Source organism: Diaphorobacter sp. LR2014-1 (genome assembly GCF_002916785.1).
GTDB classification, from domain to species: Bacteria; Pseudomonadota; Gammaproteobacteria; order Burkholderiales; family Burkholderiaceae_C; genus Diaphorobacter; species Diaphorobacter nitroreducens.
Window position 1 is genome coordinate 38,661 of the sequence record NZ_MTBE01000029.1, and the last position, 21,687, is coordinate 60,347.

Annotated in this window: 20 protein-coding genes; 4 read left to right on the forward strand and 16 right to left on the reverse strand. The window is 68.5% G+C overall.

What is annotated here, in order from left to right:
* Positions 1 to 27 precede the first annotated feature (27 nt).
* Complete coding sequence (locus BV908_RS16945) at positions 28 to 1,398, reverse strand: lysine 2,3-aminomutase (protein WP_059400441.1); 1,371 nt, start codon at positions 1,396 to 1,398, stop codon at positions 28 to 30.
* 157 nt (positions 1,399 to 1,555) lie between these two features.
* Between BV908_RS16945 and BV908_RS16950 the strand changes: the two genes are divergently transcribed.
* The 4 genes from BV908_RS16950 (at position 1,556) to BV908_RS16965 (ending at position 4,962) form a co-directional block, all read left to right on the forward strand.
* A complete protein-coding gene (locus BV908_RS16950) occupies positions 1,556 to 2,407 on the forward strand; it encodes a LysR family transcriptional regulator (protein WP_059400252.1) in 852 nt (283 codons plus the stop codon).
* Between the two features lie 287 nt (positions 2,408 to 2,694).
* Positions 2,695 to 3,687, forward strand: coding sequence for a hypothetical protein (locus BV908_RS16955; protein WP_059400253.1), 993 nt, complete (start codon positions 2,695 to 2,697; stop codon positions 3,685 to 3,687).
* The gene (locus tag BV908_RS16960; RefSeq protein WP_059400254.1) at positions 3,681 to 4,466 is read left to right on the forward strand and encodes a hypothetical protein; all 786 of its coding nucleotides are present in this window, start codon (positions 3,681 to 3,683) and stop codon (positions 4,464 to 4,466) included. Before BV908_RS16955 ends, BV908_RS16960 begins: the two co-directional genes overlap by 7 nt.
* 160 nt (positions 4,467 to 4,626) lie before the next feature.
* The gene (locus BV908_RS16965) at positions 4,627 to 4,962 is read left to right on the forward strand and encodes a hypothetical protein (protein ID WP_059400255.1); all 336 of its coding nucleotides are present in this window, start codon (positions 4,627 to 4,629) and stop codon (positions 4,960 to 4,962) included.
* Between the two features lie 5 nt (positions 4,963 to 4,967).
* Here the strand turns inward: BV908_RS16965 and BV908_RS16970 are convergent, their stop codons facing one another.
* The 15 genes from BV908_RS16970 to BV908_RS17040 form a co-directional block, all read right to left on the reverse strand.
* Entirely contained in the window at positions 4,968 to 7,715 is a 2,748-nt protein-coding gene (locus BV908_RS16970; protein ID WP_059400256.1) for a conjugal transfer protein TraG N-terminal domain-containing protein, read from the reverse strand.
* A 21-nt stretch (positions 7,716 to 7,736) separates the two neighbouring features.
* The gene (locus tag BV908_RS16975) at positions 7,737 to 9,185 is read right to left on the reverse strand and encodes a conjugal transfer protein TraH (RefSeq protein WP_059400257.1); all 1,449 of its coding nucleotides are present in this window, start codon (positions 9,183 to 9,185) and stop codon (positions 7,737 to 7,739) included.
* 9 nt (positions 9,186 to 9,194) lie between these two features.
* Positions 9,195 to 10,070: a conjugal transfer protein TraF gene (gene traF, locus BV908_RS16980; RefSeq protein ID WP_059400258.1), complete on the reverse strand. Its 876-nt coding sequence runs from the start codon at positions 10,068 to 10,070 to the stop codon at positions 9,195 to 9,197.
* A 7-nt stretch (positions 10,071 to 10,077) separates the two neighbouring features.
* Complete coding sequence (locus tag BV908_RS16985; protein WP_059400259.1) at positions 10,078 to 10,470, reverse strand: hypothetical protein; 393 nt, start codon at positions 10,468 to 10,470, stop codon at positions 10,078 to 10,080.
* A complete protein-coding gene (traN, locus tag BV908_RS16990) occupies positions 10,467 to 12,884 on the reverse strand; it encodes a type-F conjugative transfer system mating-pair stabilization protein TraN (RefSeq protein ID WP_059400260.1) in 2,418 nt (805 codons plus the stop codon). The genes BV908_RS16985 and traN overlap by 4 nt, the downstream gene beginning before the upstream one ends.
* A 7-nt stretch (positions 12,885 to 12,891) precedes the next feature.
* Positions 12,892 to 13,617 carry a type-F conjugative transfer system pilin assembly protein TrbC gene (trbC, locus tag BV908_RS16995; RefSeq protein ID WP_242455308.1) on the reverse strand — a complete coding sequence of 242 codons (726 nt, stop codon included), beginning with the start codon at positions 13,615 to 13,617 and terminating at the stop codon, positions 12,892 to 12,894.
* A gap of 34 nt (positions 13,618 to 13,651) precedes the next feature.
* On the reverse strand, positions 13,652 to 14,671 hold the full coding sequence (locus BV908_RS17000) for a TraU family protein (protein WP_059400262.1): 1,020 nt from the start codon (positions 14,669 to 14,671) through the stop codon (positions 13,652 to 13,654).
* Complete coding sequence (gene traW, locus BV908_RS17005) at positions 14,668 to 15,288, reverse strand: type-F conjugative transfer system protein TraW (RefSeq protein WP_242455309.1); 621 nt, start codon at positions 15,286 to 15,288, stop codon at positions 14,668 to 14,670. The genes BV908_RS17000 and traW overlap by 4 nt, the downstream gene beginning before the upstream one ends.
* A gap of 14 nt (positions 15,289 to 15,302) precedes the next feature.
* Positions 15,303 to 15,704: a hypothetical protein gene (locus BV908_RS17010; protein WP_059400264.1), complete on the reverse strand. Its 402-nt coding sequence runs from the start codon at positions 15,702 to 15,704 to the stop codon at positions 15,303 to 15,305.
* A gap of 11 nt (positions 15,705 to 15,715) precedes the next feature.
* On the reverse strand, positions 15,716 to 16,303 hold the full coding sequence (gene traF, locus BV908_RS17015; RefSeq protein WP_059400265.1) for a conjugative transfer signal peptidase TraF: 588 nt from the start codon (positions 16,301 to 16,303) through the stop codon (positions 15,716 to 15,718).
* Positions 16,300 to 16,653, reverse strand: a complete 354-nt coding sequence (locus tag BV908_RS17020) for a hypothetical protein (protein WP_059400266.1) — start codon at positions 16,651 to 16,653, stop codon at positions 16,300 to 16,302. Before BV908_RS17020 ends, traF (BV908_RS17015) begins: the two co-directional genes overlap by 4 nt.
* The gene (traC, locus tag BV908_RS17025) at positions 16,650 to 19,232 is read right to left on the reverse strand and encodes a type IV secretion system protein TraC (protein ID WP_059400267.1); all 2,583 of its coding nucleotides are present in this window, start codon (positions 19,230 to 19,232) and stop codon (positions 16,650 to 16,652) included. The genes BV908_RS17020 and traC overlap by 4 nt, the downstream gene beginning before the upstream one ends.
* Before the next feature lie 7 nt (positions 19,233 to 19,239).
* On the reverse strand, positions 19,240 to 19,845 hold the full coding sequence (locus BV908_RS17030; protein ID WP_246867535.1) for a TraV family lipoprotein: 606 nt from the start codon (positions 19,843 to 19,845) through the stop codon (positions 19,240 to 19,242).
* A gap of 62 nt (positions 19,846 to 19,907) precedes the next feature.
* Positions 19,908 to 20,756 carry a DsbC family protein gene (locus tag BV908_RS17035; RefSeq protein ID WP_059400269.1) on the reverse strand — a complete coding sequence of 283 codons (849 nt, stop codon included), beginning with the start codon at positions 20,754 to 20,756 and terminating at the stop codon, positions 19,908 to 19,910.
* Positions 20,740 to 21,687, reverse strand: a 948-nt coding sequence (locus BV908_RS17040) for a TraB/VirB10 family protein (protein ID WP_103738725.1), incomplete at its 5' end; no start/stop codon positions are given. The genes BV908_RS17040 and BV908_RS17035, both read right to left, overlap by 17 nt.

Sequence of the window (21,687 nt, forward strand, 5' to 3'; positions counted from 1 at the left end):
GTGGGTCCGGCGGGTATGCCCGCGGGCTCAATGCACCGCGGAAGCGATCGGAATGGAGCGCGCGCCCTCGTGGCGGATGGGACCGTCCGTTGCGTCCTCTTCCTCGAAGAAGAAGCGGCGCGCGCCGAAGGCCGGGCGCAGCTGGTCGAGCCAGCCCGCCTGGTCGTCGAAGCCGGCATAGAAGGGCCTTCGCACCCAGAGCGGATTGCGCGCCTGCAGGAACTGCAGCGCGAACACCTTCTCACCGGCGAGCTCGACCACGCCGTCGATCATCACCTTGCCAGGGAATGCGCTCATCGATGGGCCGCGCACCGTGCGCGCGAGGCCGGAGACCGAGCGGTAGGCGCGCTGGAAGATGTCGTAGGCGCGCGCGAGGGGAAGCTTGAAGTAGTCGCTGGGGCCGGTGTCGCGCTCGACGAACATGTAGTACGGCGTCGCGCCCAGCCTCACGCCGGTGGTCCAGAGCTCGCTCCAGCAGGCCGGGTCCTCGTTGACGTGGCGGATGAGCGGCGCCTGCATCCGCAAGGTCGCTCCCGTGCCGATGATGCGCCGGACCGCCTGCTGCGCGACCGGGTGCTGCAGCTCGCGCGGATGGTTGTAGTGCCCCATCACGGCGAGATTGCGTCCGGCGGACACGATGCGCTCGAACAGACGCATCAGCTCGTCGGCGTCCTTGTCGCTGACGAAGCGCTGCGGCCAGTAGGCCACGGCCTTGGTCCCGATGCGGATGTTTTGCACGTGCGCCAGCTCGGGCGCCAGCAACGGCTCAAGGTACTCCGACAGCGAGCGCGCGTTCATCACGAGAGGATCGCCGCCGGTGATCAGCACGTCGGTGACTTCGGGGTGGCGGCGCAGGTAGGCGACCAGTTCCTGCGACTCCTTGGCATCAAACTTGAGTTCCTCCATGCCGACGAACTGCGGCCATCGGAAGCAGAACGTGCAGTAGGCGTGGCATGTCTGCCCCGCGCTCGGGAAGAACAGGACGGTCTCGCGGTACTTGTGCTGCAGGCCGCGCAGCGCGACACCGTCCAGCATGGGGATGTTGTGCGTCATCTGCCCGGCCGGGTGCGGATTCATCCGCATGCGGATCGACCGGACCACCGGATCGATCGCGGCGTCGGGCTCGCCGTTGGAGACCATGCGATGCAAGAGCGAGAACTCACTCTCGAACAACATGTCCCTGTGCGGGAAGGTCAGCCGGTAGATCGGATCGTCCGGAATGTTGTCCCAGTCGATCAGCTGGTCGAGGACATAGGCGTTGACGCGGAAAGGGAGCACCCGCGCCACGATGTCGATCGCCAGCCGCTGTTCGCCGGACAGGGCTTCCCATTGCGGCGCTTGCCGGATCGTGAGACGTGTGTAGGGCTTGTACCTGGCTGCGGCGGGGACTTGTTGCATGGCTGCTCCCTGGTTGAAGGTCTGCGGACGGCGTGGGCCGTGCATGGAAATCCGGAAGGGTCCATGCGTCGCGGTGCATTGGGAACAATCTATCGGCGCGGGGCGCCGAGATAAAGCCAGCAGCAGCTGTTTCAGAGATAGCGGCTCGTTGTCCAGCATGCGCCAGCACCTCGATCTCGCCGCCGTGGAGACCTTTGTTCTGGTGGCCGAGCTGCACAGCTTCACGCTGGCCTCCGAGGCCCTGGGCATGACGCAGGCCGGTGTCAGCGCCCAGGTGCGCCGGCTCGAGGCCGCGATGGGCAGGCGCCTCATCGATAGGACGCCCAGGCACGTGCGCCTGTCCACCGAGGGCGAGGCCTTCCTACCACTGGCGCAGGATCTGCTGGCCGCGCAGCAGAGCGCGTTGGAAGGGGTGAAGGTGCCGGGCCGCGAGCTCAACATCGCGATCAGCGATCACGTCGCGGGGCCGGAGCTGCCCGAGATCATCGCGCGCGTGAACGCACACGATCCTGGCTTGCTCCTGAAGGTGCGCGTCGACTTCTCGAGCGAGGTGCGCAAGGCCTTCGAGCAGGGCGATCTGGACGTGGCGGTGATCCGGCAAGGCGCGCGGCGCGATGGCGATCTGCTCTTCGAGGACTGCTACGGCTGGTACGCCAGCCGCACGGCGCGACTCGCGGGCAAGCCTCTGCCGTTGATCACCGTGGTGGAGACCTGTGGCGTGCGCGCCCTCGCCATCCGTCTGCTTGTTCGCTCCAACGTGCCGTGGGTCGATGCGTTCCGCGGGGGAGGGGTGGCGACCGCCATCTCCGCGGCGGCTGCGGGAATCGGTGTGCTCCCACTTCCCCGCCGCCTCGCGACGGCGGGGCTCGTGGAGGTTGGCGAAGCCCTCGGACTGCCGGCTCTCCCGCCGGCCAAGGTCGCCATGCTGTCGCGCAGCGTCGACGGCTCCACGAAGGGCACGGTACGCACCTTGCGTTCCGCGTTCCGTGCGTCGGTGGGGTGCCGGTGACCCCGCCCGCGATGGCCACCGGCAGTGCCATCGGTGGGGGCCTGGGCATGGCTGCATGCCAGACCGAGCACCACGCCGGCGACGCCGAACGGTGCAAACGCCTCCTGGCCGGCGTGGGGAGCTGTGCGCAGGTGCGGGCCTGCCGGCCTCGGCCGGGAAGCCGACGGCTCACGCGCCTGCGGCCCGTACGGCGCGTTCCCTGGGATGTGGCGTTTTTGGATAACAGAAGTTTGCACGATAACTTCTTAGATGTTATTGTGCGAAAAGAGAGTTATGATGCAAGGGCAATGGAGAATTTCGAGGCAGAAGTGCGGGCGTACCTGCAGCAGGTCCTGGGCCTTCGCATCCAGGACGCAACGCCGTGGGCGGGTGCCGACGAGCTGCCGTATTTCCTGCGCGACGCCTTCCGTTTCAGCGAAATGGTCCTGCTGGGACAGGGCGTCGTGCTGGCCTTCGCGCCATCCGCGCAACGGCCGCCGCTCAGCGAGATCCGCAGGTGGATGGACAAGGTCCGGGCGGTATCGGGCAAGCCGGTGATCTACGGTACGGACGCGTTGGCATCGTACGAACGCAAGCGCCTGATCGAACACCGGGTGCCGTTCGTCGTGCCCGGCAACCAACTCTACCTTCCCGACCTCGGGCTGGATCTGCGCGAGTACTTCCGGCAGCGTGCTCCGGCGGCTGAAGAGGCACTGAGCCCTTCCGCTCAGGCCGTGCTGATCAGCGTATTGTTGAGACAGCCCTGGCAGGCCGAATGGCAAGCCTCGGCCATCGGGAGCGCACTGGGCTACACGGCCATGACGATGTCGCGGGTGGTCAGGGAACTCGCCAAAACCGGGCTGGCGAAGCCGTACGCCGTCGGGCGGTCGCGCTGGCTGCGGATGGATTCGCACCCGCGGCAGATCTGGGAGCGGGCAGCGCCGCTTATGCGCACACCCGTGAAGAGAACCGTGTGGGTGCCCGGGAGCGCAAACGCCGTCGGGCAGCTTCGGCTCGCCGGCCTCAGCGCCCTGTCGCGCCATACCCTCGTGGCTGAGCCAACCACTGTCGTGTACGCGGCTGGGCCGGCAGAGTGGAAGGCCGCCAGCAAGGTCGGCATGCAGGTGCTGCCCGAGCCGACGCCAGCCGCGCACGAGTGGCAGCTGTGGGCCTACAGCCCCGCTCTGGGGCCGGAACGGGCGACCGTGGATCCGCTGTCGCTGATCCTGAGCTTGCAGGACAGCACGGACGACCGGGTCCGAATGGCGCTGGATGAACTGAAGGAGCAACTGCCATGGTGAGGGGCCTGGATCTCTTCCGGCACTGGTTCGAGGAGCATGCAGACCAATATGTCCTGATTGGCGGCACGGCCGCCACGCTGACCATGGAGGACGCCGGCCTCCCATTCCGCGCCACCAAGGACCTGGATGTCGTTCTCCACGTCGAGGCGCTGACGCCTGCCTTTGGCGCGGCGTTCTGGAGCTTCGTGGAGGCCGGGGGATACGGGATCCGGCAGGCCAGCGAGACCGGCAAGCCGGTGTTCTATCGCTTCCAGAAGCCGGCCGACGAGCGCTTTCCGGCCATGGTCGAACTCTTCGCGCGCGCACCGGAGGGACTGGAGCCGGCCGCGGGCAGCCGCCTGACGCCGATTCCGATGGAAGAGGCCGTGTCGAGCCTGTCGGCCATTCTGCTGGACGAGGACTACTACGAGTTCATCCTGTCCGGCCGCCGCGAAGTGGACGGCCTGCCATGGGTCGGTGAAGACCGGTTGATCCCGCTGAAGGCCATCGCGTGGCTGGAGTTGAGCCTGCGCAAGGAGCAGGGCGCCAATGTCGATGGCAGGGACATCCGCAAGCACCTCAATGACGTGCTGCGCCTGTCCCAACTGCTGGCACCAGCGACGCGCATCCCTTTGGCGCCCAGGATCGGGGACGACCTCCGCCGGTTTCTCGATCGCGTCGTGACCGACGATTCGATCGATCCCAAGGCCCTGCAGCTGGGCGACGTGACGGTTCACGAGCTCGCGGCGCGCATAGCGCGAGCGTATGAGCTGGATCAACGAGACGGGGTGTCTGGATGATCGAACTCCGTCAGGCCATGAGGTTTCGCTCGGCGTCCGACTAGCGCACGCATCGTGAGAGGGTAGAAGGTGGCGAGAGGTCCAGAGTCTTGCCTGGCAGCAGATGCATTGCACCAATCGATTCGAATCGCTAAGGTTGAGACCATTCAGAGAGGCTCGTATGCGGAAAATCGTCTTCGTCGTCTTCTTGCTGCTTGGCATTGGGGCGGGATTTCTGCCAGCTCGCAACGATGACTGGGGGCTGCGGATCGTGATGATGGCTGTCGGCGCTCTGTTCGGTGGAGCGATCGGTGGCGCGCTGTCGCAGTTCGGGAAGCGACGGCAGCGGCCTCGCCAGCTTCGGAACACCGAGGAGGCTGATTCAATCGCCGGCTCCGACATGATGGGCCGCGAAGCTGCCTTCAACTATTGGCGAGATGAAGGTCATTTACCCTTCACGAAGCCCCCGCGCCCTGAGCATGGGTCCCATATGTTGGATGCCGATAAGAACATCTAACCTAGCTATTTCTTCAAGACGTCCTTTATCGCTCGCGTCGCGTTATCGACGAGCGGTGCAGCGTCCTCTTTGACCTGCTTGCCCGCCTGCAACACCAGGGAGCGTTCGGATGCAAGGGTGCCGTCGGCCGTGCTCGTGATCTGTGCCTTTCGGTCGAATTCGCCTTGGTCGGCTGACGTGAGCGCCCTGATGCGCTCTCCTTCCTCGCGAACCGTGCTCCGCAGCGACGATGGCGTGTTCGCTACAGACGCTGTCGACGTCGCCGACCCTCCGAAACCTATCACCTCCCCTTGATTTGATAGGTGACGTCCGGCAAGGTCAGGGGCTAGTGCAGGATCGCTGGAGTTCTGCATATGCTGTGCTCGAACATCGCTGAAGGCCGTGGGCACCCCTGTGCCATCCGAGAAAACGCGATTCGGCCGCAGGGACTGCCGCGCCAGTTCCGCCTCCATCAGGATGCGCGCAGAGGCGCTGTTACCGCCGTACTGTTCAGCGTAGCGGGTGAACATTGCAAGGTTGTGAGGATCCTGAGCGATGTCGATGGAGATGGTCTCCCCCCTTTCATAGGCCGTCGAGACGCGCTCGGCGAAGGCACTTCGCTCCGATAGGCTGGCGTCGGCGCGCTCCGACCTGGCTGTGCTCGTCGCAAGGCGGGCCGCGAGATCCTGTCCCTCACGCGCATCGCTGGCAACCACCGTCATGAAGCTCCTGTCTCTGGAGACTCGATCGCCAAACTGCTTGAAGTCGGCCAACTGCTCCGCGGTCATTGAGCCAAGGGCCTTTTGCTCGGCCGAGGAGAGGCTCGAACTGTAGTTCTTATCCACGGCGCCCCCAACGCCGAGACGAGCAGAGGCCCCAAAGGCAATGCGCGCCGCCTGGGCCTGTGTTAGGCCTGTTGTGTCCGCCACGCTCTTGCTGACCTGGTCGAGCCGGTGGAGCGTCTCGCCGAACTGTTCGAAGCTGCTCGACGTGGAGCCGCTGCTGCTGCGCGAAGAGTTCAGCTTGGCCATGCCCTTGGTGAAGGCTTCCGCGAGGACGGCCGAGCGCTCGGAGCTGGCCGCGATGGCCTCGCCGCGCGCAGCATCCACCTGATGGCTCGCCTCCTGAACGTCCTGCTCCGACACCCGCATGGAGACTACCCTCGACGCGAAGCCCTGGTTGCGCAGCAGGCTGACCGCGGTCCTTCCGGTGAGCGCGTTCGACGAGAAGGTATTGCCGCTGAGGTCGTGCTGCCAGCTGCCCATGAAGGCCGAGGTGCGTTGCGGCGCGAGCTGCATCTGGTCCATGGAGATGTTGCCCAGCGAGGTGTTCCCGACGGTCGAAGCAGCGGTCGCGCCCGAGAGGCTGGCCTGAAGGCCCGACAGGCCGCCCACGAGCGCGGTGCCGAAGTTCTCCATGCGCTTGAGCGCGGCCCAGGCGACGAACGGGATGCTCATCGCCAGGTAGCCGACGATCGCCTCGCCGGAGAGCGCGCGCGAGTAGATGACGGAGGAGGTCTGGAGGGTCAGTGCCCGTGCGCCCGTGCCGAGGTCCGCCGCGGCGGCCAGGTCGTAGGCCGCATAAATGGAGGCCATGTAGTTCAGCACGGCGTAGAGAGGCGGCCACAACTGGATCCATATGAGGATCGTTGCGTAGCCTTTGATGGCCAGCATGGTCTCGCGCCCGCTGGTCAGCATCAGCAGCAGCACCATGAGCGGGAACAGGACGTAGGTCAGCGCTTCGATGACGTTGCGAAACACCGGCAGCGCCTGCTCGGCCACCTTGCCGTAGTTGAGCCACGAGGCGTTCATCTGCGCCACGGCCTGGGCGCGGCCCACGGCCAGCACCATCGCGGCAGGATCGTTGACCTTCTGCCCGATGATCTTACCCGTGTCCTCCAGTGCGTTGAGCATGGCGTTTTGCCGGATGATGTCGGCGGCGGTCGCCGAGGCATCGGCGATGCTGTTCTTGAGGTAAGCCTGTTGGACTTGCCCCGCGATGGCCGCCGCCGCCGCGGTCGCGGGGAGCGTGGGATTGAGCTGGAATGCCAGGCGTCCCTGGATCCGTTGGAGCTGTGCGGGCAGCCGTCCGTTGAGGCTCTGGTAGACGTTCGGGCAGGTGTCCACCCCCACATTGCCGTTCGCGCCGGTGAGCGTGCTGAAGCGCGCTGGGTTGGGTGAACCCATGAGCGCCCAGACGTCACCCGACGCAGAGAACGCGGCAGGGTCGAGCGTGCCGTCGATGAGGTCGTAGGTCGTGCAGTTGTGGATGAAGTTGATCAGGTCGGTGCGGAAGTCAGGGCTCTGGAACACCACGTTGCCGGTCTCCCGCACGAGGCGATTGCCGAACATCAGGCCGTTGCGCTGGTACGCCAGTTCCTCCGGCAGCGCCCCGGGGCCGGGGATCTGCTGGAACGCCGTCTCGAAGAGTCCCGTGATCGTGTGCCCGACGGTGCTGGTCATGCTGCCCAGCAGCGCCACGCCGAACGGCACGTTGTCCACGACACGGACCGCGGAGCCACCGGTCTTGTCCACGATCCCCACGGTCACCTTCGGCACGATCAGGATGCTGAAGACCAGCATCACGGAGGCCAGCCACTTCCACCCCTCGAGCTTTTCCGGGGCGAAGGCGTAGGCGATGAGCGCGGTGACGAAGCCGCAGAAGGCCACCAGCGCCACGGCCGATGCGTAGTCGCCGGACGAGTGGACGGCCGCGGTGGCGTTGAAGATCCCGAACAGGCTGTCCGCGTTCTGGTAGGCGTAGATCTCCCACATGGTGCTGCCGCCCCATCGCCACTACCGGGTCACGTAGGCGGCCTGCTGGCCGAGCATGTCCATCACGTGCTGGGGCATGCTGGAGCGCAACTGGCGCTCCAGCTGTTCGAGGTGGCTGGCCACGGCACGGTATGAGCCGACCTTCTGGTACAGCAGGCTCTTTTCCTGGCTGAGCAGCAGCAGGATCGCCTGTGCGCGCTGGCGGATCTGGTTGGCCTGCTCGCGCTGGGTTTGCTGGAGCGTGTAGTCCTTGGCCAGCGCTGCCATGCCCACGCGCAGGTTGCGCTCCAGGAAGACATAGGCGTAATCGGCCGCGATCACGTCGCGGTACTGGCCGATCAGGCTGTCGGCCAGGCCCGAGCCGGGAATGCTGGTGCCGACCGAGAGCATCTTGTAGACCGGCTCCGTGGTCTGGTTGACGAAGCCGACCTCGGCCGAGTTGTTGGGGATGGGCGTGCGCGTCGCGATCTTGTCGGCGATCGAGCGCATCATGGCCTCGACCTTGGCGGTGAAGGGCACATGGTTGTAGGCGGTGTTGAGCGAGACGACGTCGCACGCCGTGTAGTCGTTGCAGCGCAGCAGGTGCTGGATGACGTTGTCGCCCGTGCCGGCGGCCTGGCCGTAGAGCAGCTGGCTGATCGAGGTGAGCGTCGGCGCGACCGGCTCCGGGTCGCGGCCGGACTCTTCGGGATAGTAGATGACGGTGCCGACCATGCTCATGATCAGTTCCCGCCCCGCGTCGTCGAGCGCGGCGCCGGTGTACTGCAGGGCCTTCCAGGTGAGGTTGCCCACGAACGGCGCCTTGTTGCGCACGTTGGCATCGCCCGAGGAACGCGCGGAGGACAGGATGCTGGGCCGGTCCGTGCCGCAGCGCTTGCGCGCCGCGTCCCGGTCGCTTTCCAGGCCCATTTCCATCGCGAGGTCCGCGCAGGTCTCCTGCGAGCTGTAGCCCACGGCCTCGGCCGCGGTGCTGACAATCGCCTTGGCGGTCTCGCAGGAGTTGATCCGCGCGTTGTTGATCCATGTCTCCAGGCCCTTGGCCCACTTGGTCAAACCGCCGAGCAAGGGAGACACGGCCTCCAGCGCGAGCTGGAAGGCGATGCCGGGCAAGGCGGCCGTAATGTTTCTCAACATGGCTTTGAATTCCTGCGCGGAGATGTGGCTGAAGCTGCCCCCGAAGACGTCGATCCCGCCGCAGCCCGCCTTGGCCGACGGGAACTGGATGGCGGCGAGCTGGTAGACCTTGTTGGGGGAGCGCATCATGAGGTTGCCGCCCGTGTAGGTGTTGTAGGTCTGGCCCCGGAAAGCGCCCGGTGCGGTGTAGTTGCCGATGGCGCCGAGGTTGGCGAACATGTCGTTCACCTCGCTGTTGAGGTCGGCCCGCGCGGACTGGCCCGTGGACAGCATCGCCAGGGACACGGCCAACGCGATGGCCCTGCTGCGGTGGATGGAGCGCGAGGGGGATGGCACGGGAACCTCCTAGGGCAGGGCCAGGTGCTGCGTTGCGCCCGGCAACATGGCTTCGCCCGCGGGCGACGTGACGATGGAGATGCGCTCCAGCAACTGCGACTCGGAGAGAACGCCGGAGCCGATCTGGGTGATCTTTCCGGAGGCGGGGTGGGCCAGGAACACGGCCGGCACCTGGGCGACGCGCAGCGCGGTGGCGATGCCGTTGTCGGGACGCGCGCGCGGGAATGCCGGCATGGGACCGCCGTCGACGCTCACCGCCTCGACCCGGATGCCGTGGCGTGCCTCGAAGGCCTGGAGGGTCGGGGCGAAGGCGTGGCAGTAGGGGCAGTCGCTGCGATAAAAGAAGATGAGGACGTGGTCGGCGCCCAGGGCGGCCACGGAGCCGGAGCGCTCGGCCCGCTGCTGCTGGTCAAAGACCTCCAGCGCCTGCGCGTTGACCGGGCGGCCCTGCAAGGTCGGGTCGAGCGCCGGGGTGGCCCAGGCGATGCGCTGGGCCATGTCGGCGAAGTAGGAGGCGCGGTCCACCACCTGCATCTCCAGCTCCATGTAGCGCCGCACGTTGGTCTCGGTCGGACGCATGATCGCGATGTTGCGCAGGTCTTCCAGCGCCTTCTGCAGCCGTTCGAACTCCACGAGCTCGGGCGGCCGGGGCGGCGCCAGCGGCCGTGCGGGCATGGGCGGGGCGGGGCGGGCGGAGGGCTCGCGCTCTTCGGCGGGAGGGTCTTCGTAGAAGTGCCAGCCGCGCCAGGCGTCCGACCAGTACGGGCGCGGCTCATCCTGGAGGGATGCGGCGGCGCCGTTCGCTGCCGCCGCCGTGCCGCCGAGCAGCATCAGTGCCAGGAGCAGCAGCCGCTGACGCGGGCAAGGAGCGTGGCCGGTCCTCATGGTGCCCTCACCGCAGCGACTTCGGCGGCAAGCCGTCGAGGCAGTAGTTGATGCCGAACTCGATGGTCTGCCTGCGCGGCGCGGCCACGTCGGGCAGCTTCACGCCTTCCTGCCAGAACAGCACCTTCAGCCGGCTGCAGCCCGGTTCGCGATAGCGCTTCTCGGTCGACACATCGATGTAGATGGGCGAGGTGGCCTCGAAGCGCTGGGTGATCGCGTCGGCGATCTCGCCGACGAGGACGCCATGCGCCATGCCGTCCGCGGACTGCAGCGCCGCCAGCAGGACGGGGCGGGCGTCCGCCACGGGGGTGCGGAACGTCTCGGCGCGTGGCTGCGCCATCAGAAGCGGGAAGAGGGCGGCGCCCGCGAAGGCGGCGGCCCGGCGCGCGGCGCAGTTCATTGGCACCTCCCTTCGCCGTAGTAGCAGTTGCTGGCGCGACCGGCGGCGCCGCTCTGCATCGCGCCGACGTTGGGCATGTTCGGGACGATCGAGGCATAGAACTCAGTGAGGTCCATGCGCGCGAAGTCCAGGGCCTGCAACTGCGCGATCGTGAAGCCCGAGCAGTCAGGCGCCTCGGCCGTTCCCCACCACTTCATGACCTGCAGGCGACCCTGCTCGTTGATGATCCGGGCCAGCACGGAGTTGAAGCAGCACTTGCTCGTCGTGTGCGTGATGCAGGAGACGCACTTGCCCAGGATCCGGATGCAAGAGGAGCAGTACGTGCCGACCGTGTGGCACAGGCGGGCGCCTTCCTTCATGGCGAGCTTGCCTTCCTCTTCGTCGCAGGACATGGCGGCCATCACGACGTAGATCACGATCGCGATGACGAGGCTCCATGGGTCGAAGGCCACGACCACGCTCTCGCCCGCGTAGAGCACCGAGGAACCGGCGGGCAGCGCGGTTCCGTTCACGGCGACCGTGACGCCGTAGGTGGTGAAACTGCCGGAGAAGCCGCCGCCCAGGAGCAAGGCCTGCATGCCCTGGTACAGGAACTGGCGGTTGCCGGCGTTCATCAGGGCGTCGAAGACCAGGCGCGAGCCCACGCCGAACATGCTCTGGTTGCTCATGCCCTTGCCCGCGCCGTCCGACATGCAGCAGTTCTTCAGCAGCCGGTCCCTGCAGCGGTTGGCCTCGCCCCGGAACACCTGCAGGTTGTCGGTGTCGAGGTAGACCCCGGCCTCGCGCCCGGCTTCCAGGAAGGACATGGCGCGGGCGAAATCCGCGTCGTTGGTGTAGGTGGTGTTGAAGCAGCTGCCGGCAATGCAGAAGACGTCCTTCGGGCAGTTGCGTGCCGTGACCGCGGAGCCCGGGGCGACCGGGCAGCTGTAGGTGTTCTCGGTGATCTCGCACAGCCCCGTGGCCGGGTTCGGCTGGCGGCAGGTGGTGCCAGTGGGCGTGCAGCCCGCGGTGGCCAGGGGCGCGCATTCGTCCGTGGGCGCGCCGTACTGGCAGGAGAGCGAGGTCTCGTAGCGCCAGCAGGAGCGGGTGACCGGCGCGCCGTCGATCTCCTTGGTGGCTGGCCCATCGACGCAGCGCGCCGCGCCGGTGACGGCGCAGCGTCCTTCTGCGTCCAGCGCCGGGCACTGGTCGTCCCACTGGTCGGTCTCGATGACGGTCGTGTGCGGCCGCTCGTAGCCCAGCGTCATCTGCGGGATGTACCCGTACAGCGGGTTGAGCCGGAAGCCCACCACGGGGCGGCTGCCGGCCGGCCGCCAGTAGGACCCCTGGAGGGTGCGCGTGATGTCCTCGCCCGGCGCGTCCTCGGGGTCCTCGCTGGGGGCGTAGCAGCGTCCCTCCTCGAGGTAGGTGGTCTGAACATCCCCGGCATCGCCTGCGGCGCCGGTCGTGTGGCCGATCCGGTCGCCGCTTTGCGTGCCGGCGGGGCAGGCGCCATAGATCTCCAGGAAGGGCCGTTCGGTCGTGCATTGCATGTCCCCCGAATCGCCGCCGCCACCCGTGCAGACCTGCCGGTATTCCTGGGCCACATAGCCGGTGACCCGGCAGTCGTCGCCATTGCAGCGGTTGTTGGCGACCCAGAGGCCGTTTCTGCCGCCGCCCATCGGATCCCCGCCGGGCAGCGGCGCCACGATCTGCGGGAACACGTACGCGCTGGTCATGTCGACGTCGAAGAAGGCCACCGGCGCGCCGCCCGCGGTCACGCGCATGCGCTGCTGCGAGGCTGGCTGGTCCGGCTTGCACTGCACGCCGAGGCCGATCGCTCCCGCGGTTCCCTGGGCAAACCACTCCCCGGGCGGGCAACTGCTGGTGCGCGAGACCGCCACGGACAGCGTGCGCGCGCAGGACAGCGCGGAAGCGCCGGAATACTGCCGGCACACGCGGGTCTCCGTGGCCGGCGTGGCCACCGTGTCGACCTGGCAGCCGGCGTAGAAGCTGGCAATGTCCTCTAGCTGGGTGGACGGGTTGGACGCGATGCGGCGGGCATCCAGCACGGCGGGGTCGTACGGAGACACCGGCTCGCGCGGCGTGTGGGCCGAGGCCCGGGCACCCAGCAGCGCCTGGCACACGGGGTCGTTCGGAGTCATCGCGCAGCCCGCTAGCCGGGCGCTGGTCTGCCCCGAGAGGTTGGGCTGCCCGTAGTAGAGCCGCTCGGGCGGCGCGTTCGTGTAGCCCGGCACCACGGCGGAGGCGTCCGGGGCATTGATCGCGCCGCGGATGACGGGATTCGCGGCCTGGCCCGCAGCCGTGCCCTCGGCGTGCGCGCCGGTCTGCGCCGCGGTCTGGGTGGTTACGAAGCAGGCGAGCGTGGCCCAGACCACGGCCCGGCGCAGGAGGAGGGAGAGCGTGAGAAGCATGGTGGCGCTACTCCTTCAGCCGCCGCAGAAAGCCCGCCGCGTCGCCCTGGAACGCCGGCGCAGCGCGCACCATGTGCTCCAGCGCATAGTCCAGGCTCACGTCGCCGGCCGCGCGCAGGAAGGCCTCGGGCGGCGCGCAGGTGCCGCTGGCGCACGAGACCGGGCGCGTGCCGTCGCGCACCAGCACGAAGCTGGGCACGCGCTCGATCGAGAACCGGTCGTAGGCCTGCGGGTCGATCTGCACCGCCACCTGGCGCGTGCCGATGAGCGGCTGCACCTGCGCCACGGTCTCGCGCAGCGACCCCTGTGCGAGTCCGCGCAGGATCACGGAGGCGCGCGCGCGCGCGGCCTGGTCGATCAGCCGCTGCAGCGCAGGGCGCGGCATGGACAGGCTCACGAAGACCATCAGCCCAGGCCCCTGCGCCAGCCCTTCCGCGGCCTGCATGGCGCCCGCCTGCGCGGCATAGCCCCGCGCCAGGGCCTCGAGGTCGATCGGCATGTTCGTCGCGGGCCGGGGCAGCGCATCGATGGCGGGGGCCGGCGCCGGGGGCGCCGCCTTCAGCTCCGCTTCTGCGGGCATGCGGTGCTTGCGCCGGGCCTGATCGATGTCCTGCTCGGTGACGGTGGGCTGCTCGCGGCGCACCCGCTCGAGGTCTGCATCGGTGATGGCGGGCGCGGCCGGACCCACGACTGGCCCGGCGGCAGGGGATGCCGCCGCGTGGACGGCGAGCACGAACGCCAGGACGAGCTTCCGCCCGCGGAGAAGGTCAGTAGCCCACACAGCAGTTCCTCTTGCGAAACAGGATGAAGGCGAAGTCCTCGCCCTGAACGGGGTACTCCTTGCCGGCGCCCCAGGTGACGGTCTGGCGCCCGAACGGCTGGCAGCACTTGCCGGCCTCCTTCGACGTGGCCGGGATCGGGTAGGTGAGCTGGGTCTTGTAGGCGGCCTTGTCCATGACCGGCAGGAAGTACGGCCCGCACAGGCCGGCCTGGCCGTGCCAGCCCCAGGCGATGAGTTCCCGGTGCATCTTGGCCGTCAGCCGCTGGGCCATCAGCGCCGCCGTGCGTACCCCGCCCATGTGGTACGGCACGTGGCCGTTCATCGGGTAGAGGCCGCCCTGGCAGCCCGCGCACCAGAACATCTCGCGGATGCCAAAGCCCATCGAGGCGGCGACGCAGTCGGCGGCGCAGGCCGCGACCGCCACGGGGTTGGCGAACAGCACCGCGTCGGGATTGATGATCAGCGTGAGCTCGTCGTCGGCCCAGAGCGGGTCGACCTCGGTGAGGTATGCAAGGTCGAAGCTGCCCTTCTCCAGGCAGGGGAAGTCGGTCACCACCTCGAGGTAGTAGAGGATGGGGTTCACGTAGAAGTGGGCCTGGTAGAACGATCCGCCGTCGCCGTCGCCCTCGGGACGCGTGAAGCGCGCGGCCTCCGGCGCGGGGATGCCCGGGTCGAGGTCGATGCCGCCCAGCGAGGCCAGGCAGAAGGGCTTGCGCACCGCCTCGACGTGGCGGGCCGGTTCCCAGAAGCCGATCGACAGGCCGATCACCGGGTTGACGCCGCAGGTGCACAGCGGGCTGCCTGGGTTGTCGATGTCCTCCTGCGAACCGAAGTCGCCGATGCGCGCGCCCCCGATGCTCAGGGGCAGGATGCAGCTCCAGCAGATGTCGGTGATCGGGTTGGGAAACCTGCCGGTGCAGGTGGTCGCGCCCGCGGCCGCGCAGCCTCCCGCCAGGAGGAGCCCGGCCAGCCAACGGAGCGTGTGGGTGAGCAGGCGCGGTTTCATCGCTCCACCTCCATCTCGTCGATGCGCAGCCGCTTGCCCTCCTGGGACACCAAGGCGGGCACCTGCGTGATCCCCAGGCGCCGCGTGAGCATCCCCTGCTGGTCGTAGTAGACCGGGACGCGCCAGGCCTTCATGAGATCGAGGTAGGAGCCTGCGGTCAGGATGGGCTTGACCTTGCCCTGGTAGTGGGCGACCAGCTGGTGCGCGCGACGCACTTGACGGGCGTCGCGCGCGTCGAAGAACAGCAGGTGGCGCGACAGGGAGACGATGTCCAGGGGATTGGCCTGCGTGCCGGCGGCGAAGAGAAGCTCGCCGTGCGCGCCCAGGATGTTGCGGTCGAGCGTGTAGGTGGGGTCGAAGTAGAAGGAGCGCGGAAACGCCGTGGTCCGCACGCCGGGGACCGGCACCGGGTTCCTCACCGTGTCGGTGCCGCGTGCCCGCGCCTCCTGCTCGACGCGCGCCAGCTCGCCCGAGCGCTCCTTCTCGCGCAGCCGTTCCTCGATCATGCGCAGCAGGTGCGGCTCGGTGATCCCGTACGTCGGCCCCAGCGCGCCGAGGTCCGTGGCGCGGGCGGTCGTGCCGCCACTGGCCAGCACGACGAGCAGGGCGGCCGACAAGCAGCCGCCGGGTCTCATCGCCCGGCTCCACGAGGGCAGGGGACCTGGGCCACCAGCCGGTCGCGCGCGGCCTTGTCCTGCAGCTGGGCAGCGCGCATCAGGCCCATGAGCGCCGGGTGTCCCTCGCCTTCGGAGATGGCCTGGCGCAGTTCTGCCGTGGTCGGCGCGCGGCCGCAGCGCAGTTGCACGGCCGCGATGTAGGTGCGTGCGCCCTGTTCGGCCGACGGAGCGATCTGCCGCAGCAGGCCGAGGTAGTCGGTGATCGGCATGTCGCCCTGGGCGGTGGCCACGGTGGATGCGCCGAGCGGACCGAACGCCGGGCTGGTTTGGGCGGGCGCGGCGCTTGCGGCCAAGCCCATCACGGCCAGCAGCGCGATCAGGTTGGCGCGATGGACAGTGTGGAATGCGGGAGGCATGGTCCGGTTCCTCAGAAGATCGGCATCACGACGCCTACCACCTGCTCGTCGCGCACCAGGCCACTCTCGGCGTAGCGCGAGTCGAAACTGTGGAGGCCGATGCCCTGCACGTAGTAGTGGCCCGGAGGAATGACCACCGGCGCGATGGGCGCGAGCGGGTGCCCGTCGTAGGCGTGGGTCTTGGCCCGGCCCACGGCCTCGCCGTTGACGAAGACCGTGCGGTCGGAGACCGTCACGATGTCGCCGGGCAGGCCCCGCACGCGCTTGAAGAACGGCTGGCCGCGCAGGCCCCGGTAGTGCGCCTGAGCCTCGCCCGCGAACGCGAACACAATCAGGTCGCCGCGCCGTATGGGCTGCTGGTGGAACTGCATGAGTGCCACGTGGTACGGCAGGCTCGGCGTCCAGTTGACGAGCAGGGGCACGCGCGGCGTCGGGTCCAAGAACAGGCGCACGTAGGCGAAACCCCAGACCGCGAACACCGGCAGGTAGAGGTACCAGCGCCGGCGCATGTGGCGCAGGAAGTCGATGAAGGATCGGGTGCGCTGGCGCCACCAGCCCGGCGCCAGTGCTGCGTCATCGGAGACGGTGTCCACGGTCATGGCTGTTCCACCTTCCGGCGCAATGCCGGCGTCAGGTCGCGGCTGTTCGGCGCTCCCGCGATCGCGCTCTTGATCACCACCAGGCAGCCGCATTCGCGAGGCAGCTCGTCCAGCGCCGCGGGCAGCCGCTGCGAGAAGCGGCGCGCGAGCGCGAGCGCCCTTTCGCGCTCGGCCTCTGTGCCGCCGCTGGTGAGCAACTGCGTGAATTCGGCTTCCTTCGTGCGGTAGACCTCGGAGAGATCCACCACGCCCACCACCAGGGCGGGGCGCAGCACCCAGCGGTCGTAGGCGGCGAGACCCGCGGCGAGCAGCAGCGCAGCGACCAGTGCATGCAGCAAAACGGCCTTCATAGCGCATGCCCCCGCTGGCGCAGCAGCTCGGTGATCGCCTCGTCGATCGACAGGCCCTGGGCGCGCAGTGCGTCGATGGGGGCGTTGTCCTCCAGCTTGTTCGAGAACAGAAGGTGCGTGGCCGGGTCCAGGATGTTGCGCGCCACCCCTTCGCCGACGGGCGAGGAGATGTAGACCTCCGAGAACGCGCCGGCCTCGGTGCGCAGCGAGTTGAGCAGGCGCTTCTTGGGCTCGTCCATCGACAGGCGGGCCTTGCGGTCCAGCATCTCGATCGATTCGGGCTTCTGGCGCAGCAGGAAGACCCAGTCCGAGCAGGCGAACGCCGCCTCCATCTGGGCCGACCCGTAGTAATCGTCGGCGCTCTGCGTGGCCGTGCCGAGGGCGCCGCCATACTTGCGCGCACGCCGGGCTGCCTCCTCGACCACAGCGGCCTTGATCGGGTCGTCGGCGCCGATGTCGCCCAACTGCTGCTTCAGCTCATCGATGAAGAGCACCTTGCGCCGGTTGCGCGTGAGGTACATCTCCCCCGTGATCTGGTGCAGCAGGAGGATGTTGACGACCGCGTGCAGGTCCGGGCGGCGCTTGAGTTCCTCATTCTCGATGACGATGAAATCGTTGCTGAAATCGACGTTGGCCCGGCCCTCGAAGAAGCGCTCGTACTGCCCACCCTTGGCATAGGGATTGAGCATGATGGCGAGATCCCGGATGCGCGGATCTCCCCGGACGCCCAGCTCCTCGATGGTCCCGGTCTTGAAGGCGTCGCGCAGGCCCGTGATCGTGAGGTCCCTGCCGTGCTCGCGCCAGAGCTTGAGGATCATGGCCGAGATGGCCTTGCGCTGGACCTCGTCCAGCGAATGCTGCATCGAGCACATCTTGCTGATGCCCGGCACCAGCATGTCGATGTCCTCGTTGATGTCGTGCACGATGGTGAACGGGTTCAGGCAGATGTCCACATCGGGCCGGAATTCGATGTACGTTCCCTTGGCCTTGCGGCAGAGCTTCTCGAAGCTGCGCCCGAGGTCCAGCATCCAGACCTTGGCGCCAATCGCGCGGTAGGACCACGCGAGCTCGTTCATCAGCACGGACTTGCCGCTGCCCGGCGCGCCGATGATCGCGAAGTTGTAGTTGCCGAGATCGTTGTCGAAGAGGTCCAGCGTCATGATCTGGCCGCGCCGGCCGCCGAACACCAGGGCCGGGGTGCGGGTGCCGCGCCATTCCGCGATCAACGGCGCCATGTGGATCGCGTTGGCCATGGTCTTGCGCGTGACGCGGCGCATCTTGGACAGGTCCTTGTGCATGCGCGGCGTCAGCGTCATGGGCAGGCTCGCGAGCAGGGCCTGGCGGTGCATGTAGGCGTCGGCGTTGAGCTGGAATCCGCGCGCGCGCCAGATCGCATTGGCTGCCTCGTGCGCCGAGGCGGCCTTGTCCGGCTGGGTGAAGATCGCGAGCTGGTGGTACAGGCTCACGAGATTGCCGCCGGTGTCCAGCGCATTGGCCGCCGCGGACCAGTCGTCGAGCTTCTTCCTCACATCCGGCATCACGTCGGCCATCCTGCTCTTGGCGTTCTGCGTGGCGCGCACGTGGTTCGCCGTGACCACCGACTTAGTGACGTTCGGATCGAGGATGTGCACCCCCAGCGTGATCAGGAACGGCGCGCTGTACTGCAGGGCCGGCTGCATCAGGTCACCAATGAGCGAACCCATCTGCCACAACGCGAACCGCTCGGGGAACGACTTGATGGAGTAGAAGCGCGCTTCCAGCATTTCCTCGCTCGTGCCCTTCCAGAACGTGATGCCCGACGGATGCGGATCCTGGACGGTGTCGAAGTCCACGATCTGGTCGCGGATCTCGCGCCCGTCGTCGTAATGCAGCCAGCGGTCGTCGTCGGCGTTCAGGTCCTCGGCGTCCGAATGGGCGATCCGGTCCGGGTTGGTGAACAGGGCGCACCAGTTGATCAGGTCGGCCGCGTCGCACACGCGGTTGGGCAGCATGGCCGAGCGCAGGGTCGCGGCCATCGAGTCGCGCAGCGTCAGCAGCGCGTCGCGGCGGTTGAGGTCCGCGGCGCTGCCCGGGAAGGACACGCTCAGCATGAGCCGGAAGTCCCGCAAGGTGTAGTGGAAGCCTGCGGTGAGCGAGGCCTTCGTGCCGCGCAGCAGGTGCTGCACGCGCTGGCGCGCGAGCCTGCGGAACAGGTTCTCGTTGGGCACCGGCCGGCCAAAGGGCCGCGCCTTCTCGGCCTGGTCCTCGTCCTCGATACGCAGGTTGGTGTACTGGCGCAGCTGCTGGCGGATGTGCGGCGAGGCGAACAGGTGGAACTGCAGGCCGGTGCCGGGCGGGCAGTTGGCGTACAGCGAGACCAGCACCTCGGACATGCGCTCGTCGGCGCCCGACTGCGGCATCACCTCGAGAAGGAAGCCCATCCCTTCGCGATTGACGAAGATCTTCTCCTCGGCCAGGTAGGCGGAATAGGGCAGCCAGCTCGCGAACTGCTCGGCCGGGATGTCGGCCGGCATCCCGAAGGGAAACAGGGGGGCGGCGTGGCGTTCGCCGTGACGTGCTTCGGTGGAAGGCAGGCGCATGGCGGCCTCACTGCGGTCGTGGCCCCGTGCCGGCCGGCGGTGGGCGCAGCAGCGGGAAGGAATTGAACGGCGCGGGGCGTTGCAGCGCGCTCTCTGCGGCGCCCGCCGGCCCGGCCTCCGCGGGTATCGGCCCGGCACCCGGCTCGGTGGTGCCGGAGGGGGTTGCGGGCACGGCGGGCGGGGGGCGCAGCGGCGCGTACTGGTCGCGGATGCGCTGGCGCACGTGGTCGATCTGCCAGCGACCGGCATCGACCTGGACGTAGACGAAGCCCTGGTCCCAGAGGTCGCCGTCCGCATCCTCCCACGGCTTGGTCCACAGCCGCAGCACCCGCGCCTCGGATCGCAGCGCCATGCCGGGCACGCCGCCGGCGGCGTCGATCGCGGGCGCGGCGGCCGCGAATGGTTGGCGGGGCGGTGCGGCGGCGGCCGGGACAGCGTCAGGAGCCCTGGCCTTGGCGCGGGAGGTGGACGGCTCGCCCGGCGCGGTGGCGGAGGCCCGCTGGCTCGGCAGGTTCTCGTGCAGGGCGTTGACGTAGGTTCCCGACACCGACTCGCAGGCCACCCCATCGGGGGCCGCGCAGGCGTACTTGGATCCGCCACTAAGCCCCGACATGTTGACGCACCCGGCCAGGGGGATCAGCGCGGCGAACGCACCGAGGTGCAGCGGCCGGGTCCTCATGGCCGTGCGCCCGCCGTGCCGGACTTCGTACCGGCCACCTTCGCGGCCTCCGCGAACCTGGCCTCCAGCGCGGTGCGCCCGATGTAGCCGTCCGTGCGGATGCCGTCGGCCCAGATCAGCGTCGGCGTACCCTGCACGCCCAGGCGGCGGGCCAGCTCGAGGTTGCGCCCGATGGGGTGGTCGCAGTGCGCGTCGGACCGCAGCAGGCTGGCGTCCGCCTGCAGCATCCACTGGCGCCAGGCGCGCTCGCGGTCGGCGGCGCACCAGATCGCGATCGGACGGGCCTCGCCCTGGAAGGGCAGGAGAAAGGTGTAGACCGTGACGTCGTCGATGCTGGCGAGCTCGGGCTCGAGCTGCTTGCAATAGATGCAGTTGGGATCGCTGAAGACCGCGACCTTGCGCCCCCCGTTCCCGTGCACCGTCCGGATCGCGTCGGCCAGCGGCAGCTGCTCCAGGGAGACGGTTGCCACCGTTCGAGACACCGGCTCGGACGGCCCGCCCGGGCCGGTGCTGCGCTGCGCGATCCGCGGGCCCGTGATGTCGCGCATGTCTTGCGTGTCGAAGAGGCGGCCGAAGACGAAGAAGCGCGGGTTGGCCGCCGGCACATAGGCGACGTTGCCGTTCATCCAGACCTCGTAGAGCCCTTCGACGTCGGTACGCGACACCTCGGTGAACTGCGTGCCGGGGTGCGCCTTGCGCAGCGCAGCGAGGAGCCGGGCCTCCTCGGGCGTCGCGGCGTTGCCGGCCGGCAGGGCGGCGAGCAGCGCCGCACACAGTGCGGCCTCAAAAAGCAATGCGGCGGTGCGCGAGCGGCGCAGGCGCACGGGTTCAGTAGTTGCCATCATCGGTGGCCTCCAGGTAGCGGGTTTCGGGGGAGGGGGAGGGGCCGGCGGTGGGCCCGGCCATGGCGGTCATCGGCACGTCGATGCGCACGCCCTTGGTGATCACCACGTCGATCTGGCGGCCGGCGTCCACCTCGATGACGGGGAAGGTGTTCTCGGCCAGCTTGATGTAGTACTGGGCGAGGCGGTCCAGCGCCTTGCCCACGCCCTGGCCCAGTCCAGCGCGGTAGGCGTCCGCGTTGCTGTCGGCGCTGGCGATCGTCCCCAGGGCCGAGGTGCTGTAGGTGGTGTTGGCGGTGGACAGTCCCTGGCCGATGCCGCTGACCACACCTGCCAGCAGGGCGTTGGCGAGCATCTGCCCTTGCTTGGTCACGAGGCGGCCGCGCATGCCGACCTTGCCGTCCTCGCCGTAGACGCTGCCCTGGATGCGCACCTCCAGCGTCGCGCCGTCGGCGCGCACGCAGGACAGGTTCTCGGTGCGCAGGTACGCGCGCTCGGAGCTGATGTCGCCGTAGCCGGCGGCGACCACGAAGCACTCGCGGTACTCGCCACGGAACCGGTTGGGAAGCACCGAGTTGTCCGAGAGACGGATCAGCACGGGATGCGGGTTGCTCTGCGACTGTCCGCCCGTGGGTGCGTCCAGGCCTCCGAGCAGGATTCCCCGCGTGAAGCTCACGGGCAGGAAGGTCGAGACGGTCTTCTGCGTGCTGGAGGACGCGCCTGGCGCGCCGTCTCGGGCAGCCTGTCCATCCCCGCTGCCGGTGGCCACCGCGCGGGACCGGTCCACCAGAGTGACGCGCGAGATGGTCGGCGTGGGAGGCACGGGAGGCGTGGGCGGCTGCAGGCTGGGCGCGCCGGCGGGCATCGCGCCTGCCCCCGCAGCCGACGGCGCCGGGGGCGGCGGCAGGCTCGCAGCAGGCGGCATGGCGACCGG

Bases quoted from the DNA above. Each gene is read 5' to 3' on its own strand.
- BV908_RS16945 (WP_059400441.1), bottom strand. From the start codon at position 1,398: ATGCAACAAGTCCCCGCCGCAGCCAGGTACAAGCCCTACACACGTCTC.
- BV908_RS16950 (WP_059400252.1), top strand. From the start codon at position 1,556: ATGCGCCAGCACCTCGATCTCGCCGCCGTGGAGACCTTTGTTCTGGTG.
- BV908_RS16955 (WP_059400253.1), top strand. From the start codon at position 2,695: ATGGAGAATTTCGAGGCAGAAGTGCGGGCGTACCTGCAGCAGGTCCTG.
- BV908_RS16960 (WP_059400254.1), top strand. From the start codon at position 3,681: ATGGTGAGGGGCCTGGATCTCTTCCGGCACTGGTTCGAGGAGCATGCA.
- BV908_RS16965 (WP_059400255.1), top strand. From the start codon at position 4,627: ATGCGGAAAATCGTCTTCGTCGTCTTCTTGCTGCTTGGCATTGGGGCG.
- BV908_RS16970 (WP_059400256.1), bottom strand. From the start codon at position 7,715: ATGTGGGAGATCTACGCCTACCAGAACGCGGACAGCCTGTTCGGGATC.
- traF (WP_059400258.1), bottom strand. From the start codon at position 10,070: ATGAGGACCGGCCACGCTCCTTGCCCGCGTCAGCGGCTGCTGCTCCTG.
- BV908_RS16985 (WP_059400259.1), bottom strand. From the start codon at position 10,470: ATGAACTGCGCCGCGCGCCGGGCCGCCGCCTTCGCGGGCGCCGCCCTC.
- traN (WP_059400260.1), bottom strand. From the start codon at position 12,884: ATGCTTCTCACGCTCTCCCTCCTCCTGCGCCGGGCCGTGGTCTGGGCC.
- BV908_RS17000 (WP_059400262.1), bottom strand. From the start codon at position 14,671: ATGAAACCGCGCCTGCTCACCCACACGCTCCGTTGGCTGGCCGGGCTC.
- BV908_RS17010 (WP_059400264.1), bottom strand. From the start codon at position 15,704: ATGCCTCCCGCATTCCACACTGTCCATCGCGCCAACCTGATCGCGCTG.
- traF (WP_059400265.1), bottom strand. From the start codon at position 16,303: ATGACCGTGGACACCGTCTCCGATGACGCAGCACTGGCGCCGGGCTGG.
- BV908_RS17020 (WP_059400266.1), bottom strand. From the start codon at position 16,653: ATGAAGGCCGTTTTGCTGCATGCACTGGTCGCTGCGCTGCTGCTCGCC.
- traC (WP_059400267.1), bottom strand. From the start codon at position 19,232: ATGCGCCTGCCTTCCACCGAAGCACGTCACGGCGAACGCCACGCCGCC.
- BV908_RS17030 (WP_246867535.1), bottom strand. From the start codon at position 19,845: ATGTCGGGGCTTAGTGGCGGATCCAAGTACGCCTGCGCGGCCCCCGAT.
- BV908_RS17035 (WP_059400269.1), bottom strand. From the start codon at position 20,756: ATGATGGCAACTACTGAACCCGTGCGCCTGCGCCGCTCGCGCACCGCC.